The organism is Clostridioides sp. ES-S-0190-01 (genome assembly GCF_020658275.1).
Lineage (GTDB): Bacteria > Bacillota > Clostridia > Peptostreptococcales > Peptostreptococcaceae > Clostridioides.
Genome location: NZ_JACVWA010000028.1, coordinates 1 through 20186 on the forward strand (window position 1 = coordinate 1; position 20186 = coordinate 20186).

A 20186-nucleotide genomic window follows, 5' to 3' on the forward strand; every position below is an offset into this window, starting at 1 on the left:
TAAGCTTCTCTAGTTGCTATTCCCATTCCTATAGACCTCCTTCTAAATCTTTCAATGCTTGTTCTGCTTGTTCTGCATTTGGAGCTGTTCCATGCCATGCAGCATTATTTTCCATAAATGAAACACCTTTACCTTTTACAGTCTTAGCTATTATTACTGTTGGTTTTCCTGTAACTTTTTTAGCTTCATCTATTGCATTTCCTATTTCATCAAAACAATGTCCATTTATTAGTATTACATTCCATCCAAAAGATTTAAATTTGCCATCTACTGGACTAACATTCATTACTTCTTCATTAGAACCATCTATTTGCAATCCATTTAAGTCAACAAATGCAATTAAATTATCTAATTTATAATGTGATGCTGTCATTGCAGCTTCCCATATTTGTCCTTCTTGAATCTCGCCATCTCCTAAAATAGTGTATACTTTATAGCTTTTATTATCTAATTTACCAGCTAATGCCATACCATTTGCAGCAGATAAACCTTGTCCAAGAGAACCAGTAGACATATCTACTCCTGCTACCTTTTTCATGTCTGGATGTCCTTGTAACTTAGAAGTAAATTTTCTTAAACTTATTAAATCCTTTTTTTCAAAATAACCTCTTTCTGCCAAAGTTGCATATAATGCTGGTGCAGAATGCCCTTTTGATAATACAAATCTATCTCTATCTTCATCATTAAATTTTATAGGGTCTATATTCATTTTTTCAAAATACAATACAGTTAATATATCTACTATTGACAGCGAACCTCCTGGGTGTCCAGACTTAGCTTCTGTTATACTTTTTATAATACTTATTCTTATGTTTTTAGCTATTTGTTTTAGTTTTTTATTCATTTTTATACCTCTTAAATTTTTATATTTCTACTAGGATTTTATTAAAATTTATTTCTCTGTTTGCCATTTTACGCAGAAATTCTCCTACCTCATTAAGACCTATTTTATGTGAAATCATTGGTGTAAAAATAATATCTCCTTTTCCCATAAAATCTAATGTTGCGGTCCATGCTCTTCCAGGATAAGGACTTGTATATGAATTCCAAGAACCTTTCAAAGTAAGTTCTCCACGTAATATGCTCTCCGTAGCTTTTGCACTAAGTGGTAATTCTGTATGCGAAATACCTACAAATACTATAGTTCCTCTTTTTTTTGCTATAAGTAGAGATTGCTCTTGAGTAAACCTACTACCAGCAGTCTCTATGACAATATCAGCACCACCATTAGTTATTTTTTTTATTTCTTCAATTGCATCTACTTCTTTTGAATTTACTGTATAGTTCGCTCCTAGACCTTTAGAAAGTTCTAGCTTTTCATTGAAAATATCAACAGCTATAATTTTAGATGCTCCAAAAACCTTTGCCCATTGTAAAGCAAACTGACCTATTGGACCACACCCTAGTACAACTACACTATCTCCTACCTTAATATCTGCTTTTGCAATCCCATGATATGCTATAGTTGCTGGTTCAATTCCAGCAGCAGTTTCATAATCTAATGTATCTGGTAATTTTAAAACATGCTCTTCAGGAACTTTCACATACTCTGCTAAAGCTCCATTTACTCTTGTCCCAATTATATTGTAGTCATTACATAATCCGAAATTCCCCTCTTTACAATAACCACATTCTCCACAAGGAACTAATGGGGCAACAGCTACTCTATCTCCTACTTTAATACTCTTTACTTTTGACCCTACTTTAGCAACTTCACCAGAAAACTCATGTCCTAAGATTAATGGATATGCTGTACCTCCACTCAATCCACTAACCATAGACCTAGGTAAATCCGAGCCACATATTCCAACATATTTAACATTTACAAGTACTTCTCCATCTGTTATTTCTGGTATATCAACCATTTCATATCTAACATCACCTATATCGTATAGTACTGATGCTCTCATCTTATTTGCCATATAAACCTCTCCCTTCATGCTATACACTTATATATAGCAATATTTATGCCATACAAAAAACAAATAATTCATATCTACAAATACCTTACATACAAAGCATTTTGACAGTGTATAATACATTTTATAAAATCAAATTACATTATTGTATAAATATAAAAAAATATGTTTTAAATAACAAAATAAAATTCATAAAATTAATAGTTGAGCACAATAAAACAGAATCCTAATATTTATCAAAATAAAAAGAAATCTACATTTCATTTATAGATTTTCAGATAATCTCTGATACTCCTATAAAATCAATTATAGATTTCTTGATTCATTGTATTCTTATATTTAATAAACTTAAGCTATGCTACTACAGGTTCTTCTGCAACATTTTTAAGTGCTTGTTTTTCTAAATATTCAAGTATACTTGTTTTATTCTTTCTAAATAATGCCCATAAGACAAAATAAATTACAACTGCTAATCCTATATAAATTGGATTTGCACTTAAGAATGCAAAGAACACTAATCCCATCAAAGGTTTTCCTAGTATATTGAAACTTGTTATAAGCATAGCTCCAGCTGGTATAGCAACACCTACACTTGTAGCCATATCTGTAAATAATGGAGCTGTAGATGTACATATATATAATCCTAATCCAAACCATATTATACCTGAAACTATTACTTTTGGTATATTACCATTATGTACTGCAACTAAACCTTGTACCATATATGGAATTGCAAGTAAGTCTACAACTGGTAATACCTGATTCCCTGGAAGTATCATAGCTACTACAAGCATTATTGGAATTAAGATAAGACCTGATATTAAAGTTGCAGGTTCACCATATCCCACAGCATCATTTACTGCTATATACCACTCGCGATTTCCAGCTTTTTGCATAATCTTTCTAGCAGCTTCTGTTATAGGTGCAAATGCTTGAGCAAACATACTTGCTACTTTTGGGAATATTGCCATAACAGCACTTGTAGATATACCAACTTTCATTATTTCTCCCCAAGCTTCCATAGTAGTTATTCTAGTCATATTACCTAGTATACCAATAAACATACCCAAGAAAAGACCTAGAGTAATCGGCTCACCTAAAAATCCTAATTTCTTTTCTAATTCTTTAGGGTTTAACTTTATTTTATTTAGTCCAAGTTTGTTATATATAGGGTCTGCAAATACTGCAAAGACAGAAGCTTCAACATTGTGCATAGCTATTATTGTACAATTAGGATATCTATAATAACTAGACCATCTCTTTGCAACTAATTCTGATATTAATAAACTGTATAAGTTTAACAAGACCATACACCCTATACCTAAAGGGAAATTGCCTGTCACTCCTATTACCATTGCTCCCCAAACCATATAAGAATAATTATTCCATAAATCTGATGGTTGGAATACATCTGTCCACTTTACTAAAAATAAAATAGTTTGCAATAATATTCCAAGACCTAAGTATATCATACCTGCACTTGTTGAAAATGCAACTAATGATGTAGCTTGCCAACCAACATCAAACACAGGTAAATTTACTCCTGTACTATCTACCATTCTATTAATTACTGGTGTTATTATTGGTGTAAATGAATTTAATATTAACGTAAAACCTTGCAAAGCAACACCTGCATATACAGCTGAAAGAAACGATTTCTTAGTAGTCACTTTAAATATTTTTGCTATTATGAATATTATAATTGGAACTATAATTGCAGAACCAAATGTATCGATTATAGATTTCATAAATGTTAACATCTTTTACCCTCCTATTTCTAAACATTTATCAAATTAATTAAATATGTCTAAATAAATATCTTTTTGTTGTCATTTTTATTCTAATAAATTCTTAAATGATGCCACTTTAATTAAATTTATTTTGATAGTAGTTATTTGAATAATAGTTTATTATAGTATCTAAATTATTAATTTAAATACTATAAACACTATTTATTTAAACTATCAATAACCTTTAAAACTTCTTCAAAGAATGCATCTTCTCCTATACCAGTAAGACAAGCAAATGCATTTATAGTTGGTATTCCGTAATCACCTGATTGAAGTGGGCTTGTAAATGTTATAAAATCAAATCTTCCTGATTGTGCCAAATTTAATGCTTCTGTTGGTCTAGCCTCTGTTGTTGTAATAGATATACCCTTATCTCCTAATACTTCTTTTAATTTACCTGCCACCATTGATGATGTAACTGTTCCTGAACCACATACTGATAATACATTAAATTGTTTCATAATAATTTCCTCCTAATATTATATTTAAGTTTTATTTTATATAAATTAAATTGCTCAAAAGTTAATACTGCTTTTAAGTTTCTAATTTTCTATTATTTACTTCTAAAACATCTTTTCATTATATTTCTATAAAATTTAATAATTCAGCTACTTCTTCTTTTGTTGATGCATTTTTTATATCTCTCAACAGCTTTATATTCTGAAAAACTGACATTAAATCTTTTAATAATTTTACTTGAGAGTCTGGATTCTTTACTGCTAGTAAAAATACAAGCTCCACATCTAATTTATCTGTTGGGTCTATCATTGAATTAAATTTCACTGAATTTTTCAATATTCCTACAGCTACATTAGATTCATTTACATGTTGTGAGTCTGTATGTGGAATCGCAACACACATTTCTCCAATATTAAGCCCTGTAGGTAATGTTTTTTCTCTTTTCAAAACGGCATTTATATATGTATTTTTTACATATTTTTTTTGATACATTTTATTTCCTAATTCTCTGATAATACTTTCATAATCATTAGCTTCTAAGTCTAATGATATTAAATCTACATTCATTACTCTAACTCCTCTCAAATTGTTGCTATATCTATATATTTTTAAATTTATCAAATATAATCTTCTTAAAATCTTCTTTATCAAAACACTGTTTAGCACTATTCATAAACTTTTCATCTTTTAAAATTTCAAGAACATTCTTAACAATATCTTTATCATTAGTCTTAAAAACTGGCATAAATACAAAATTCACATTGCCTACACCCCAGTCAATAGGGTTTTTTAATTTAATAAAAACAAATCTTGTACTATTTACTGTAGAAGAATCTCCATGAGGTACACCTGTAGCCCCTTTAGAATAGGTTGGAAGCATTTCTTCTCTATGTAGAACTGAATCCAAATAATCTTTTTCCACATATCCTTTATTGATAAGAATTGAACATACATATTCTAGTAAATCCTTTTTAAAATATATATCTGGCTCAAATATTACTAAATCCTCATCAAGCATTCTTCCATATCCTTTAATTTGACTATCATCTTGCTTTTTTGAAAGATAGATATCTAGGTTTTTAAAAACATCTTTATTATATGGAATAAAATTTATGCCTGGTATTTTGGGATTTATTGTACCAACAATGGCTAATATATTATTTTTTTCTCTTAATTTTTCAATTTTATAGGGAAGATTCTCATCCAAAGCACTCATTTGATAACATTTAGTATTGTTGTACTTTTCTTCTAATGTTTTGCTTATGTACTTAGCGGTTCCCTCTCCAGTAAGACATAGGGCTACAATTGCATTGGTTTTATCTATATGCTTTTCCAGTTCATAATTATATCCCATCCTATCTTTTACAAGAGAAAAAAACATTTCATCAAGTTCTTCATCTCCCATAGAAACTTTCCTAGCTGCTTCTAATGCCATTAAAAGATCTACTCTATCAATAGTTTTAGTATTTATGTTAGTTCTCTTATTTACTATTTGTCCTATATTTGTAAGTGACCCAATATCAACTAGAAATAATATTCCTTTCCCTTGGTCTATTATTTTTGACAACTCCACCGCCTTGTTATATATATTCATTGGTTTTTCATCTAAAGGCATGTCTATGGCCACAGGAAATTTTACTCCCAAAAGCTCTTTAACAACATTTACAGTTTCTGTAGCTATACGACCATGAGAGATTATTATCAATCCAACTTTATCTTTTTTTACTTCATTCTTTAAGGCTGATTTTATATAAAGTGTTATAAATCCAATCTCATCTTCTGGAATCTTAATTTCATTTGTATCTTCAATTTTTATTGCAAAGCGTTTTGCTATTTCATATTCTTTTGAAAAATCTATTTTTATTTTTTCTAAGTTTACATTTATTATCTTTTGATTTAGTTTAATCCTTTTTATTGCTTCTTCTAAATGTATTGCTAGATATTTAAATGCATTTTTATTTACTTCTAAATTAGTATTTTTTTCAATTATATTATTCATTAGCTCTTTTACCAGTTTTACTAGACTATCACTTACAAAGCTATTTAAATCACTCATTGAGAAGATTTCTTCATCGTTTTCTAGATTAAACTTTATGTCAGCAAATCTATTTAAAACAAAAGTCCATAAAATGTTTTCTATGTCAATATCTTCAATATCTAGAGACTTTAAATCATAATATTTCTTTTCAATTGTTTTATATATATCCTCTGGTAATATGTACTCATCATTCACAATATTTTCTTTTATTGAGGATTCCTCTACATTAAATGGTATAAATATAGCATTTTTTAAATACTTTCTTATTTCTGTGTATTCAACCTCTTGAAAAGCAGCATCTTTGAAAGAATCCTTAAGCTTTAAAACTTCATTTATATCTACTACTACTATTGATTCACAATCTTCATCTTTAGAATTTATAAACTTCATAAAAGCTCTTGCACAAAGAACCTGAATCATATTTTGTAATTGCCCTATATTTCCACTAAATTTTTTTAATGCAAGTATTTCAATCACATTTTTATCTACAAATATTTTTGCATTTATTCTGTTACACTCTTGTTGAAAGATATTGTATATAAGGTCTATTTTTTCTTTTAACAGTCTATCATGTAATGATGGTAATGTTATTAGCATTGGTATTCTTCTTCTAAATGTCAACAATAAATTAGTCTCTACGTTTTCAGTAGTTGCTCCAATCAGTATCATGCTTACCTTTCTTTCAGCATTAGTTTCACCTAATCTTCTAAATTTGCCTCTGTCTAAAATAGAAAATAGTATTTCTTGACCTTTTGGAGGTAATCTATGAATTTCATCTAAAAATAAAACTCCTCCATCAGCTTCTTCTACAAGACCTGGGGTATCATATTCAGCTCCTGTAAATGCACCTTTTTTATATCCAAATAATAAAGATAACAATAATTGTGGATTATCACTGTAATCAGCACAGTTAAATACAACAAAATTAGAATTTTCTTTTATTACCTTTTTTTTCTTTGCAAACTCATACATATGTTTAGAAAATAAACTCTTACCAACTCCACTCTCTCCTACAATTAAAGTTGGAAGACCTTTTGGAGGATACAATATAGCAGACTTTGCTTGTTCTACAGCATTTCTAAGACTTCCCTTATTTCCAATCAAAGTTTCAAACGGGTCGCTTGATTTTTCTTCAATTACCTCTACGATTTCCATTTCTAAACTTTCTTTAGGTAAAATTTCCTCTACAACTCTTCTTGATATATTGAATCCTTCTGTCATCAACTCTCTGGTAATTTCTGAAATAGAAATATCCTTGCTATTTTGCAATATTGCTGAAATCGCTGACTTTAAATAAGGATATCTTCTTTGTCTCGAATTACTTATATTGAGTTCTTTCCTTAGATTAGTTATATTTTCTCTAGTTGTATTTAAAAACTTTGCTATTTGAACATCTGTTAGTGGGTCTTTTTTATTTTCTGTATTTATGATGTTTACAAGTTTATCTCTCAACTCCATGCTTGATAACTCCTTTCTTGATAAATATATAAGCAACTATCGTGCCATACTTATTTCAATACTTTTTTTCTTTGCAACGCTTGTAAATGACTACTTTTTCATAAGCATTCATACATTTTGATAAACATTTGCTTTTTGTACATTTAGTAATTTACTAAATGTATTAACTGTTTTTGATTGCTGATATTATAATTCATAATATAGATTATCATATAAATTAGTTATAAAATTAGGATTGAAAAGTTTATTTAATTAGATATAATATTATATATCTACTCAACAAAGAATTTATGAACCCTTATGCTTTTAACACTTTCTGTTTTTAAATTTTAATTCGATATAATAGTATTTTATTAAATGCTCATATACACAGTAATTTAATCATATCTCTAACTGAGGTATGACTTTATATGACATATTATACTATTTTATTTATAAAAATAATTTACAAGTATTAAAATTACACACAGAGAGGAAAATAATATGAAAACATTTAAATCTGAAGCTTTATTGAAATACTCTGCAAAAGATATATTTAATATATTTATAAAATCTGCAAGACTAAATTTCCCTAATTTTAGCGAGAAGAGGGCGGTAGGTACATTTGTACAACAAAAAAATAATAAAAGATTTAAGGTTGAAATAACTAATTTTGAGAAGAATAGAATATATGAGATAAAAACAAGCAATAACAGAGAAAGTTTTATTACTAGATATGAACTTATACATATTGATTTAGAAAATACAAAACTTATTTTCACTGAAAGTGAAAGTGATAGAAATATATTTGGAAAAATTAATTCACTTATTGTAAGAATCTTATTTGGAAAAAGACAACCAGATGAATTTAATAATTTTATAAAAAAATTAGAACTAGAACTAGCAAATAAAAAGATTAATTCATAAATATAAATTAAATACTATTGTACTTAAAAACAATTAAATATATTTATTATAGAAATTAAATAGTTAAATAATTTATAATATAAGATAAATAAGGAGTACTTTTAATTATCTTTATTCTATGCGATTACCTAATAATAAAAGCTGTAGATTTTACCTACAGCTTTTTTAGATACTACTTATTTACATTGTTAAGACCTTTTGAATCTTATTGAAATACTTTATTCGCCTTAATACTCATAGTAGATTACATCTTTATACTCATCAAAAATCTTCTTATTTAACTCATCTCCACCGTCTATATTTGCACTATAAAAAATTGGTGGATTCTTTAACCCTCTATTAACTAACTCTTGAGTAACTTGAGCTATAATAGAATTCATAACAGTGGTTGCAATTACAGTAGACGTTGGACTAACTTTTTGATTTAGTCCATCTATGTCTACACAGGCATCTCCCTTTTGACCATGATTATCTATTACTAAATCACACACCTCATAAAGATTTTTTCTTGAAGAATGTCTTGAAGATACGCTCTTTGAATAACTTAAATTAGTTATACATATTACTGTTGCCATCTTTTTTTTAGCTTCTATAGCAAACTCTATACTTACTGGATTTCTACCAGATACTGAGTGAACTATAACTACATCTCCTTCTTTAATTGGAGTCTTATCAGCTAGAGCTGCACCATATCCTTCTAGCCTTTCCATCTTACTAGTGTGAGTTATCGGTGCTGTATCTAGCATTAGAGACTTTGCAAATACTGGATTTATAAGAACACATCCACCTGCCCTGTAGAATAATTCTTCTGTTAGTATTCCTGCATGTGAAGCCCCAAAGGAAAATATAGCACTTTTGTTTTCTATTGCCTCAACAAGGATTTGTACTGCTTTTTCCATATTGACTTTTTCTTCATTTTCTATTATGTCAATTAATCTTTTTATCTCATCTATGTATTTAAATTTCATACTTATAATACTCCTCCAAATAATGAACCTATAAACTTACTGATTATACCAAATAATGAAAGGTCGTTACCACCAAATATTAGTATCCAGTTTTTAATAGTTCCTGAGTAAATTACAGCAGATATTCCTACTAAAGCTACCATAAGTATTGCAGCTACAGCTGTACCTATTATAGCTCCACGTATACCACCTTGCGATTCTCCTATTACTGCTGCTGCTCCGCACTCAAAGAATGAAGTTATAACAAGTGGTATAATTAACATGTTAAATATATTGAAATAGTTACATATTAAAATCATAGCTGTAGATGTTAACATAGCAACTAAAAATCCTATTAATACAGCATTTGGCTTATAGTTAAATAGTATTGGACAGTCAAAAGCTGGTAGTGCGTTTGGTACAACTTTTTCTGATATGCCTTGGAATGCTGGCATTATTTGATTTATTAACATTCTTACCCCATGAAGCATGATTATAAGACCTGCCCCAAAAGAAAGACCTTGCTTTATTGCATATGTTCCAATAAACTCATTAGCATCCTTAAATGCCCCTGGTATTACTATTCCAACAACTATAAACATTAAAAATACTGCCATTCCACCACTTATAGATATTTCTCTAAAGAATGATAAACTTTGAGGTATGTTTATATCTTCTGTAGACTTTTCTTTATTTCCTACTAACTTAGCGACAAACCCTGATACAAGTGCTAAACAACCTGCTGGATGCCCTAGTGTAAAAGATTCATCTCCAATAACGTCAAATACATACTTTCTTAATAACCATGGCATTATTGACCAGTAAAGTGCTGATAGTACTGCTGCAAAAGCTATTAATACTCCACCACCTAATCCAGCTTCAACTCCTGATGCTACAAATATAAACGGAAACCAGTAAAGCATGTGACCTGTTAAGAAGATTGTCTTAATAGGTGTAAATCTTGCTATCATTAAATGAAGAGCTAGACCTACAAACATAGCTAAACCTATAACTCCTCCATAACTTGCAGTAAAAGTAACATCACTTAAACCTTCTGTTACCGCACCACCACTTATACTTTGGAAAGCTCCATTAATTGGTGCTATCGAACTGACTAACATACCTGTTCCAGTTTCCATAATTATGATTCCAAAAGCTGCAAGTAATGCCCCCTTTATAACATCTGATGCTTTCTTTTTCTGTAATATAAGACCAAATGCTGCTATTAATCCAATTAGCATAGACGGATTACGTAAAATATTATTTGAAATAAAATCAAGCATTATATTTTTTTAGTGATAGGTTAACTATTTAAGTTTTCTACCACTAAAATCCCCCTCTCTTGCTTACTATTTTTAATTTCAGTAAGCTTTTATTTTATGTCGATTAACTTAAATTTACTTTTAAATTTACTTTTTTAAATTTATACTATTTCTTATCATTTAAAAAGGTTTGAACAACTTCTGTAACTTCTGCTAAGTCCATATACTTCTTAACTGGATATACTGGTACATTACAAGTTCCTTTTAATTCATTTAATAATTCTTGGCTTGTAAATATACAGTCACAATCAGCTCCTCTAGCTGAGTTTATATCTGTATTTTCTACTTCACCTTCTATACTTAACTGCTTTAAAACCTTTTGTATCGTCATTTTTAATACCATTGATGAACCTACACCAAATCCACATACTGCTAATATTTTCATTTTAAATTCCTCCTAATTTTGTTTATTTATAAGTTCTAGTATTGAGGTTTTGTCTCCATTAATTATTAAATTTATATTTTCTTCTTCATACATCATTTCTGAAAGTGATGCTAATGCTCTGATGTGAGTAGTGTTATCTATAGCAGCTAGTACCATAAATATATTCACTGGCTTTCCTAATAAATCAACCTCATCTTTTACTATAAGTAAAGACATGGCAAGTTTGTTTACCCCTTCTTTAGAACTTGCATGTGGTAGAGCAAATCTATCAGCTAAAACAATATAAGGTCCATACTTTTCAACTGACTTTATCATATTTTCTATATACAAGTCTTCTATAGAGTTGTCTTCTAACAATGGTTTTGAGGCTATTTTTATTGCTTCTTTCCAATCTTTAACATTTTTTATTATATTGACCCTATCTTCATTAATTAATTCCTTTAACATTGGTTGATACATCTCTCCTTCATCTATCTTATGTATTATGTTTAATAAGTCAGCTTTTAGTGATTCTTCGTTATTAATAACTCCATTTTTTCTTATCGCCTGTATTATCAGTTCAAGATTGAAATACTTCTCATTTTCTTTTACACTTATGAGTTTGTTCATCAGTAATTGAATGTCTGATGTTGTTAAAAGAGGATTCACAACTATTACATTACTTACATTTTGTATGTCTATGGTTGTAATTATGTAATCATAGTATATATTTACTTCTTTTAGTTGCTTAATAGATACTATACCTACTATTTCTATAGTTGGTATGTATTTGTATAGCTGTATTTCCAAACTCTTTGATACCATAAGACCATTAGGACAAACTAGTAAAACTTTATTCTTTCTTAGACCATTATCTCTAGAACCTCTTAAGTATCCTCCAAAATATGCTGCTATAAATCCTATTTCTTCTTCTCTTATACCTTCAAATACAGGAAACTCTTCTTCATTTTCTATAATTGACTTTATAATCTTATAAAGTGACTTATGTTTATACTTCGTTTCGTCTAGCATAGGGTTGCTAATAGGAAACTTAAATCTTATTCTGTTGTAAGAAGAATGCAAGTGCCTTAAAATATTTTTTTTAAACTCATGTTTACTTTCTAATTTTATTGCTGTATTTACTTCAAACTTGTCTATAAGTTTATCTACATATTCTTCAACAACATCTTCCTTAACTTCACTATTTAAACTAGGAAGTGAACTTACATAAGCACATACATAGGCTTGTTCATTTTCATTAGCTTCTTCACACAAAAGTTCTTTACAATTATTAAAGTAACTAATTTTTTTAGCTTCATTTAGATATTTATAAGAATACAAGGTTTTCCCATCTCTTATTCTTTTATTTAGAAACTTTGTAAACTTAGTTAAATTTAATAAAGAGTAATCTGTAAGGTTTATGCATCCCTTTGTATCAAAGTCAGTTACTTCCTTACTTATAGAATTAATTTCTAATACATTTTCTTGTGTAAGTAGCAAGAAAAGTTCTCTAATAACATATTCATCACCTATTACTTTGTACTTTCCCTTGTACTCTAATTTTAGTCCCATTGTTTGAAGGTGCTTTTTTATATCAGTTATTGTTTGTACTACTGTGTTTTTTGAAAGTAACATTTCATTTGTTAGTTTTTCTATTGATATTTTTTCATCATGTAATATCTTGTTTAATATAAAAGTTTTTCTATATTCACTATCTAGAAATTTATCTTCTTCAGCTGAAATTATTTTTCTTACATTACCTAAGTTACCTTCAAATATAAATTTGTGCTTTATATTTTTTATATTACCTCTTTTTCCTAGTTCTTCATTTATAGATAGGATATCGTAATAAACAGTTCTTTTTGATACATTAAACTTTTCTTGTAGCTCTTGTGATGTTACATTGTTATTTTTAATAATAAAATCTAATATTTTTTTAGCCCTTTCCTTCATACTGCCTCCTTAATTTTATTATCTATATTTTACATACATAGTGCCATACCAAATAATTGCACATGATTTTACCTTATTCTATAATTTTGCACAGTTTAACCCTAATCTAAAAGATAAATGATACTAAAAAGTATTTTTTAAAAAATATGGGAATGGCATAGATTATTTTTTCAAAAAAACAATCTATACTGAGTAAAAAATCCCTAAGTTGTGTCTACTTAAATAAATAGTACTGTAATGATTTAATACAATCAAATACAATTATTACCATACAGATTGAAATAAGTATCTTTGCTAAAATCAGAAAAACACAGAATTTAGTATGAAGGTATGATACGATATATTTAACAAATAAATTGAAAGATAACAAATCAACCATCAAATAAAATAATGTCTATTATATTTATTATCAAGAAATTTTTGAAAGTAAGGAGAATTCGTATGGAACTGTTTAGCAAAAATAAAAAAGAAACAAAAGTCGAAAAATCAGAAGTAAAGCAGTATATTACTGGGGCAGGTAGCTGTATTGTCAGCAAATCGATTCTCAATGGAACATCAAAACTGAGGTGGCTTTTTAGAGAGCATAGTGAGTTTGGAAATGGATGGATTGCTTTTGGTGATACAGATACACAAGAGTATGTAGACAATCCCAAGAATATGGCAATTGTAGATTTTAATACACTTATTAACGTTGAACCAACTACTTTGAATATTTTTTATATGCCCATAGGAACTGATTTAGAATTTCACTCTAATAAAAGTGGAAAATATTTTATTGATACAAATACAGGAAAAGAAATTAGAGAACAAGTTAAACATCCTGCTCAAATAGCATTTGAAAAAAACCTAAAATTTCTAAATCATGAAAACTATTCAATAGAATTCTTTCAAAGCTTGTTTCAAAGAAGTGAGAAACTTGAACCATTCATTATAGGAGAAACAGATTTCCCAAGTGGAGAAGTTGTCCTTGCAGACCCTCTTGCGTATTTAGGTAGTGAATATATGACTTATTTAGAAAGAAAAATACCTGTTGGAAGTTATTCGGTAGAAATTTCTATCTGCCATTCTAAAATTGCAGAACTTAGAATTGCAGCATCAAGATTGATTATCAATGACAAAAAACCTATCAAGTATGAAATTGCAATGCCAAAGGGAAAGAAATGCGAAGATTTTGGAAAGTCAGGAGCATGGACTTTCTTTGGTGTGGATACAGGATTAGCCTGTTTTTCAGACGCAAAAGTTGCAAAGGAGTATAGTAATTTTATAACAAAATGGCAAAATGAAAATCCAGGTAAAAACAAATATAATGATTATTTTGCAACACTTTTTCAAAAAAGTCATGAAATGCATCCAAATTTACAGAATAAAAATGGCAATTTCTTACTTTTAAAATTACCACAAACATCCTACAGATTAATTATGTTCACAAGCGGTATAGGTGATGGTATTTACAGCGGATATTGGGGGCTTGATGCAGATGGAGAGGTCGCAGAACTTGTAATCCCATTTATGAATCCAACATATTTTTAAGATATTAGGTTGATTATCAGTTTAAATTTATCATTAATATTAGTATTATACACAATATATGTTTGCCTCTATAAGAAAATATTTTGAAAAATACAATTTTCTTATAGAGTTTTTTTATAATTACTTTTTAATTACCTTTTTTCATTAGAAAGATATCATCTTTAGACATATTTTTGAATATAAATACTACAAACATTATTTCTTTTTATTTTTTGTTCTTGAAGCATGCTTAATAATCCATTGACATTCTTTTGTTATATTTTCTGTTTGCCAACTAGAAATAATTAATTCAAATTTATCTTGCTCTTCTTTGTATAAATCATTTAGATTATTTGCTACACTCTTTTGAATTGTTTTATCTGTATCATTTTTTAGATTAGACAATAATTCAAAATAAGTATCAAAGTATTCTAAGGCAACATACATTTTTTTTGCCCATGGCAACCGTATTCTGAGGCATTCACTGGCTAATCGACGAACTCTTTTATTACTATCTTTACTCCATTTTAAAAGCAATTCCATAGACTGTTCAGGAAAATTATTTATTATAGTACGCATACAATATTCACTAGTAAATCTTTTTGTCAACTCCTTACTGAAAGTTGTACTTACTTCAAAATTTTCTCCACCAAACTTCTCTACATACTTTCCAATGGGCCATAACCAATAACCCTCTGTAAACATGCCTAAACTGCCTTCTAACTCTGGACCTAATATATTCTCAAAAACATTAATAGTATCTGAATAGTTTAAATTGATAGACTTTTTTAAAGCATTTGCTAATAACTCTTGCCTTTCATTGAATTCTAACAATTCAATAGTTGGTTTTGTTAGTGAAAAAAACTCATTAATAATAAATTCTGGATATACTGATTTTATTTTTTCAGCTAAGAAGTTTACATATTCAATGTCATAGTAGTCTTTCACTTTCTTAGCCATCTTTTCTAAACCCTGTCAATAAATGAGAAATCGCTTTATAAACTTGATTTTTATCTAAAATATTGCTTTCTGCAAGAAAAATAGATAAATCATTTAATGCACCAGAAATCATATGTGAAATCATATGAATATCAAACTCTATTAATTTCCCATTTTTTTGTGCAACTAAGAGTTGTTCTTCCAAAAGTAAAACAGAATTCTCATTATCCATTTTTTTCCACTCTGTCCATTCTATAATATTGGGTGCTTCGATTAATAATATTCTTTTGTTAGATTCTAAAGTAGCTGATTGTACAAATCCAACACAACCTAAAATTAACTGTTCCCATATATCTTCGGATTTCATAGCTTCTTTTTCTACATTTAATCCAACTTCATACTGAACAAGATTTAAAACTGCTTTAAATAGATTTTTTTTATTTTTAAAATGGTGATATACTGCACCTCTAGTCATATTAGCTTCTTCTGCGATAGCTTCTAATGATGTCTTCTCATAGCCATAAGTAGAAAAATGATTACGTGCAATAGCAATCAAATTTTTTGTAGTATTTATAGATGCTAATTCTTTTTTATTTTTGTTCATTTTCTTTACCCGATTTCTTATAATTTTTAAGATACTCATTTGATGGCGGAATTATTTGAATAATATCAACCAAAATTTTACTTGGAGTTTCAATAATAAAATGTCTTTGTCCAAATTCTTCATTTTTTATATCTAATAAAAGTGATGATTTTTTTCTACTAATTACTTCTGAATATACAGTGTTTACGTCATTAACTTCAATATTAAGAATAAGGCCTTCACACTGTTTTCTATAAAGTTTAGGTATTGAATCATGTGAACTATCAATCAATGCCAACTCAAATTCATCATTGTCTTTTAAGCTAATATACCAATCATTATTAAAGGTTTCCTTGAAATCAAATAATTCTATAAAAAAATCTGCTTCTTTTCTTATATCATTGCACATTAGTACAGGATAAAAACTATTTTTCATAAAAATAATTTCCTTTATATTTGGTATCATCAATATAACATACGTACAGTATGTATGTCAAATATTTTTGAATAAAGGAGATTGAGAATTTATTTTAAAAGAAATATCTAAATTATCTTATAATCTTCCAGTTACTATCGTTTTTGAACAACAAGAGTGGGGCGAAACAATACATTTCAACTGATTTAATTTTTATTTCAAAATCTATTTTAGATTTTCATGACATAAAAATATACTCCCTTCATAGCATCAGTTGTTATTATTTCAACTGTATACTTATAAAGGGAGCATATCAAAATTTCCAGTAATATTGAATAAGAAAAATATATTTACACAAATCTATCTATATTCTCATAAAATTAATTAAAAGTATTCCTTTCTTTAAAAGTACCTATATAATTGTTTTGTAAGAAATCTTTCAATATCTTAATTTTTCTGTAAAAATTATATTATATCTTGAAATTTTATTTTAATCTATCTTTATTTCTTCTTCATATTTTTGAAATTCTAAATTTGCTTTAAACAAATCTCCATCTATCTCTATATAGAATTTTCCACCTTGTAAGTTTACTAAATCTCTTGCAATAGCAAGTCCTAACCCACTACCTTCAGTATTTCTTGATTCGTCAGCTCTTTTAAATCTTTCCATAATTTCACTTGGGTCAAAATTTAACTCATATGAAGATATGTTTTTCATAACCACCTTTACATTTTCACCATTTTCATAAACATCTATATAAACTCTAGTACTTTCTAAAGAATATTTAGCTATATTTGATAATAGATTTTCAAAAACTCTATACATTCTTCTTCCATCTGCCCATATATACACTTTTTCATTTGGAACATTTAGTCTTATACTTAAATTATTTGTAGATAACTTTTCTTCTAGTTCACCTATACTTTGCCTTAAGAGTTGCACCAAATCAATTTTACTAATTTGTAACTCTATATTTCCACTACTTACTCTACTTGCTTCAAATAAATCCTCTATCAATAATTTTAACCTCTTTGACTTTGATTCTAGTACATTTATATAATCGTTTATATATTCTGGTTGTATAGAATCTTCTTTTTTAATTAAATCTACATAATTTATTATAGAAGTAAGTGGAGTTTTTAAATCATGAGATACATTAGTTATAAGGTCAGATTTCATCCTTTCACTTTTTACCTGTTCTTCTATTGCTTTATCCAGACCTTCTCCAATATTATTTATATTTTCTGCTAAAGATGTAAAATTATCATTTCCACTAATTTTTATCTTATAGTCTAATTCACCATCTTTTATTTTTTCGGTACCTTCTATAACATAACTCAAATAAGAAAGCCTTTTGGTTATATAAAGTGCAAAACCCAAAAATATACATATAGAAAATAACAATCCTAGGCTCACACTTTGAACACTAATTACAATTGTTAAAACCAAAGATATTATTACTATACCAATAACTTTTCTTGCTAAAGATACTTTTTTTATAGCGTTAATGACCTCCCTTACAGTTTTTATTAACCATAAAATCACCCTTACTATAATACTTGACTTAAATATACATATTTTATTTTCTAAATGACTTAACTGAACAGTTATAAAAAATATATTATTTGAAATTAGTAATGATGCTATAGAAATTAGTAATATAATATAAATATCATAGGATGTATCAATAACATACAGAAATAGAAGTATTATTGAGGTAACTATTATTACTGCATTAAATTCCATAGGTATTTTATTGTATATTAATAAAAATACATTGTCTTTCTTTAATGCCTTGTATTTAATTCGTTTACATAATATAATGGACAATAAACATATAATAGCTAAAATTAAACTAGCTACAAAAAATAATTGCACTTTTTCTGTAGCTTGCTTAAACGTTTCAAAGTTATTGTATACAATTCCATCTTCAATACTTAACTCTTTAGGAAAAGATACATAGGCTTCAAAAGCTTTATCCATACCATTTAGTTTTAAATCGATATTATTTAATTCAGATTTTTTTCCATTTAGTTTTTTAGTATAGGAACTTTTTTCTACTCCTTCTATTATTTCTACATCACAATAACCCTTTATGTTTTGCTTAAATTCATCTAAATCATTATATATTGTGTTCGTATAATACTCTCCTGTATATGTATTTCTAATATACATTTTTACATTTTTTAAAGAGTCTAAGTATTCTATAGATGATAGTTTATCATTTACAAAGTTATCATAATCATTATTTAAAGCAACATTTTTTCCGTTTCCTTCTGATTTTGAATCCTCATAATTTAATTTAAGTTTTTCTTCTTTGGTGTATCCACTACTTACAGATAGTTTCAAATTATATAATAAATCTTGAATTGTACTTTCATCAAATATATTGCTGTCATAAAAATCATCAGATATTCGAAAAATTCCACTATTTGTAGAAGTTTTTTGTATATTGTGTTTAGGTTCAGCAAGTCCTATTGATGCAAATAGTATAGCTAATGGAAACGAAATAGATACTATTATTAATGCTACTAACTTTAATGCTCTATATTTTTCCAAGTTGTTCACCTCATCTACATCGTCAATATCTTATATAAAATAAAATTCAATACAAGCATAATTCCCATAGAGTACACTAAGCTACTTGAGAAGAAGTTAAAACATATAAGAATTCCTAATATTTGTGTAAAAGTAAAAACGACTAAAATCAAAATGCAATTAAATATTAAACTCTTTTCTTTCATAAGTTTTCCGCTAAAATTTTTCAATCTTATAACCAACTCCCCACACCACCTTTAAAAATCTTGGTTCTTTTGGATTTATTTCAATCTTTTCTCTTATTCGTCTAATGTGTACTGCTACTGTATTTTCTGAATTAAAACTTTCTTCATTCCATACTTTTTCGTATATCTCATCTATCGAGAAGACTCGTCCTTTATTTTCTAAAAGAAGTTCAATTATTTTATATTCAATTGGTGTCATTTTTATATTTTCGCCATCAATCTTAACTTCTTTTGTCAATGTATTTAGCTCTAGAGCCCCACTTTTTAAAATTTCTTTACATGTATCTTCATAGTTACCTAAGGTTACATATCGCCTTAAGTTTGATTTTACTCTAGCTACAAGTTCTAATAGATTAAATGGTTTTGTTATATAATCGTCAGCTCCAATGTTTAATCCCATTATTTTATCTGTATCTTCACTTTTTGCTGAGATTAAAATTATTGGTATATTTCTTTCTTCACGTATTTTTACAGTTGCTTTGATTCCATCTAATTTAGGCATCATTATGTCCATTAAGATTAGATGGATATCATTTTTTGTTATTACTTCTAATGCTTTCATTCCATCATATGCTTTATGTATTTTAAATCCTTCTGATTTAAGATATATCTCTATTGAATCAACAATCTCTTTATCATCATCTACTACTAATATATTGTACATATTTTCACTTCCTCTATTGTATAATAATCCTTATATTTATTATACAATATCTTTCACTCCCTTTCTCAATAATGACTAAATTGTTATATTGTATTATCTTACATTTTTATAATTTTTCTTTATATCTATATAATAG

17 protein-coding genes are annotated in these 20186 nt (G+C 27.9%); 2 read left to right on the forward strand and 15 right to left on the reverse strand.

The annotated features are described in order from the left end of the window. Positions 1–28: 28 nt before the first annotated feature. From IC214_RS12340 to IC214_RS12365, 6 genes are all read right to left on the reverse strand, one after another. Entirely contained in the window at positions 29–850 is an 822-nt protein-coding gene (locus IC214_RS12340) for a transketolase (RefSeq protein ID WP_255606540.1), read from the reverse strand. A 13-nt stretch (positions 851–863) separates the two neighbouring features. Further along, complete coding sequence (locus IC214_RS12345) at positions 864–1922, reverse strand: galactitol-1-phosphate 5-dehydrogenase (protein WP_227432744.1); 1059 nt, start codon at positions 1920–1922, stop codon at positions 864–866. Positions 1923–2272: 350 nt separating this feature from the next. Further along, a complete protein-coding gene (locus tag IC214_RS12350) occupies positions 2273–3679 on the reverse strand; it encodes a PTS galactitol transporter subunit IIC (RefSeq protein ID WP_227432743.1) in 1407 nt (468 codons plus the stop codon). Between the two features lie 188 nt (positions 3680–3867). Continuing rightward, the gene (locus IC214_RS12355; RefSeq protein ID WP_227432742.1) at positions 3868–4170 is read right to left on the reverse strand and encodes a PTS sugar transporter subunit IIB; all 303 of its coding nucleotides are present in this window, start codon (positions 4168–4170) and stop codon (positions 3868–3870) included. 118 nt (positions 4171–4288) lie between these two features. After that, the gene (locus IC214_RS12360; protein WP_227862695.1) at positions 4289–4735 is read right to left on the reverse strand and encodes a PTS sugar transporter subunit IIA; all 447 of its coding nucleotides are present in this window, start codon (positions 4733–4735) and stop codon (positions 4289–4291) included. 31 nt (positions 4736–4766) lie between these two features. Next, complete coding sequence (locus IC214_RS12365) at positions 4767–7664, reverse strand: sigma 54-interacting transcriptional regulator (protein ID WP_227482773.1); 2898 nt, start codon at positions 7662–7664, stop codon at positions 4767–4769. Positions 7665–8147: 483 nt separating this feature from the next. Between IC214_RS12365 and IC214_RS12370 the strand changes: the two genes are divergently transcribed. Next, complete coding sequence (locus tag IC214_RS12370; RefSeq protein ID WP_227482774.1) at positions 8148–8570, forward strand: DUF3284 domain-containing protein; 423 nt, start codon at positions 8148–8150, stop codon at positions 8568–8570. Positions 8571–8797: 227 nt separating this feature from the next. Here the strand turns inward: IC214_RS12370 and IC214_RS12375 are convergent, their stop codons facing one another. The 4 genes from IC214_RS12375 to IC214_RS12390 form a co-directional block, all read right to left on the reverse strand. Further along, on the reverse strand, positions 8798–9538 hold the full coding sequence (locus IC214_RS12375) for an SIS domain-containing protein (RefSeq protein WP_227482775.1): 741 nt from the start codon (positions 9536–9538) through the stop codon (positions 8798–8800). 2 nt (positions 9539–9540) lie between these two features. Continuing rightward, positions 9541–10800: a PTS ascorbate transporter subunit IIC gene (locus IC214_RS12380; RefSeq protein ID WP_227432737.1), complete on the reverse strand. Its 1260-nt coding sequence runs from the start codon at positions 10798–10800 to the stop codon at positions 9541–9543. 145 nt (positions 10801–10945) lie between these two features. Continuing rightward, complete coding sequence (locus IC214_RS12385; RefSeq protein ID WP_227432736.1) at positions 10946–11224, reverse strand: PTS sugar transporter subunit IIB; 279 nt, start codon at positions 11222–11224, stop codon at positions 10946–10948. Between the two features lie 12 nt (positions 11225–11236). Continuing rightward, positions 11237–13156 carry a BglG family transcription antiterminator gene (locus IC214_RS12390; RefSeq protein WP_227432735.1) on the reverse strand — a complete coding sequence of 640 codons (1920 nt, stop codon included), beginning with the start codon at positions 13154–13156 and terminating at the stop codon, positions 11237–11239. 441 nt (positions 13157–13597) lie between these two features. Here IC214_RS12390 and IC214_RS12395 point away from each other — a divergent pair, with 441 nt between their 5' ends. After that, positions 13598–14686, forward strand: coding sequence for a DUF2185 domain-containing protein (locus IC214_RS12395; protein WP_227866700.1), 1089 nt, complete (start codon positions 13598–13600; stop codon positions 14684–14686). A 195-nt stretch (positions 14687–14881) separates the two neighbouring features. Here the strand turns inward: IC214_RS12395 and IC214_RS12400 are convergent, their stop codons facing one another. The 5 genes from IC214_RS12400 to IC214_RS12420 form a co-directional block, all read right to left on the reverse strand. After that, positions 14882–15625 carry a DNA alkylation repair protein gene (locus IC214_RS12400; protein WP_227482780.1) on the reverse strand — a complete coding sequence of 248 codons (744 nt, stop codon included), beginning with the start codon at positions 15623–15625 and terminating at the stop codon, positions 14882–14884. After that, entirely contained in the window at positions 15618–16208 is a 591-nt protein-coding gene (locus IC214_RS12405; RefSeq protein WP_227432732.1) for a TetR/AcrR family transcriptional regulator, read from the reverse strand. Before IC214_RS12405 ends, IC214_RS12400 begins: the two co-directional genes overlap by 8 nt. Then, a complete protein-coding gene (locus IC214_RS12410; RefSeq protein ID WP_227432731.1) occupies positions 16195–16623 on the reverse strand; it encodes a hypothetical protein in 429 nt (142 codons plus the stop codon). The genes IC214_RS12405 and IC214_RS12410 overlap by 14 nt, the downstream gene beginning before the upstream one ends. A gap of 469 nt (positions 16624–17092) precedes the next feature. Then, positions 17093–19162 carry a sensor histidine kinase gene (locus IC214_RS12415; RefSeq protein WP_255613177.1) on the reverse strand — a complete coding sequence of 690 codons (2070 nt, stop codon included), beginning with the start codon at positions 19160–19162 and terminating at the stop codon, positions 17093–17095. Positions 19163–19357: 195 nt separating this feature from the next. Next, positions 19358–20050, reverse strand: a complete 693-nt coding sequence (locus IC214_RS12420) for a response regulator transcription factor (protein ID WP_227432729.1) — start codon at positions 20048–20050, stop codon at positions 19358–19360. Between the last annotated feature and the right edge of the window lie 136 nt (positions 20051–20186).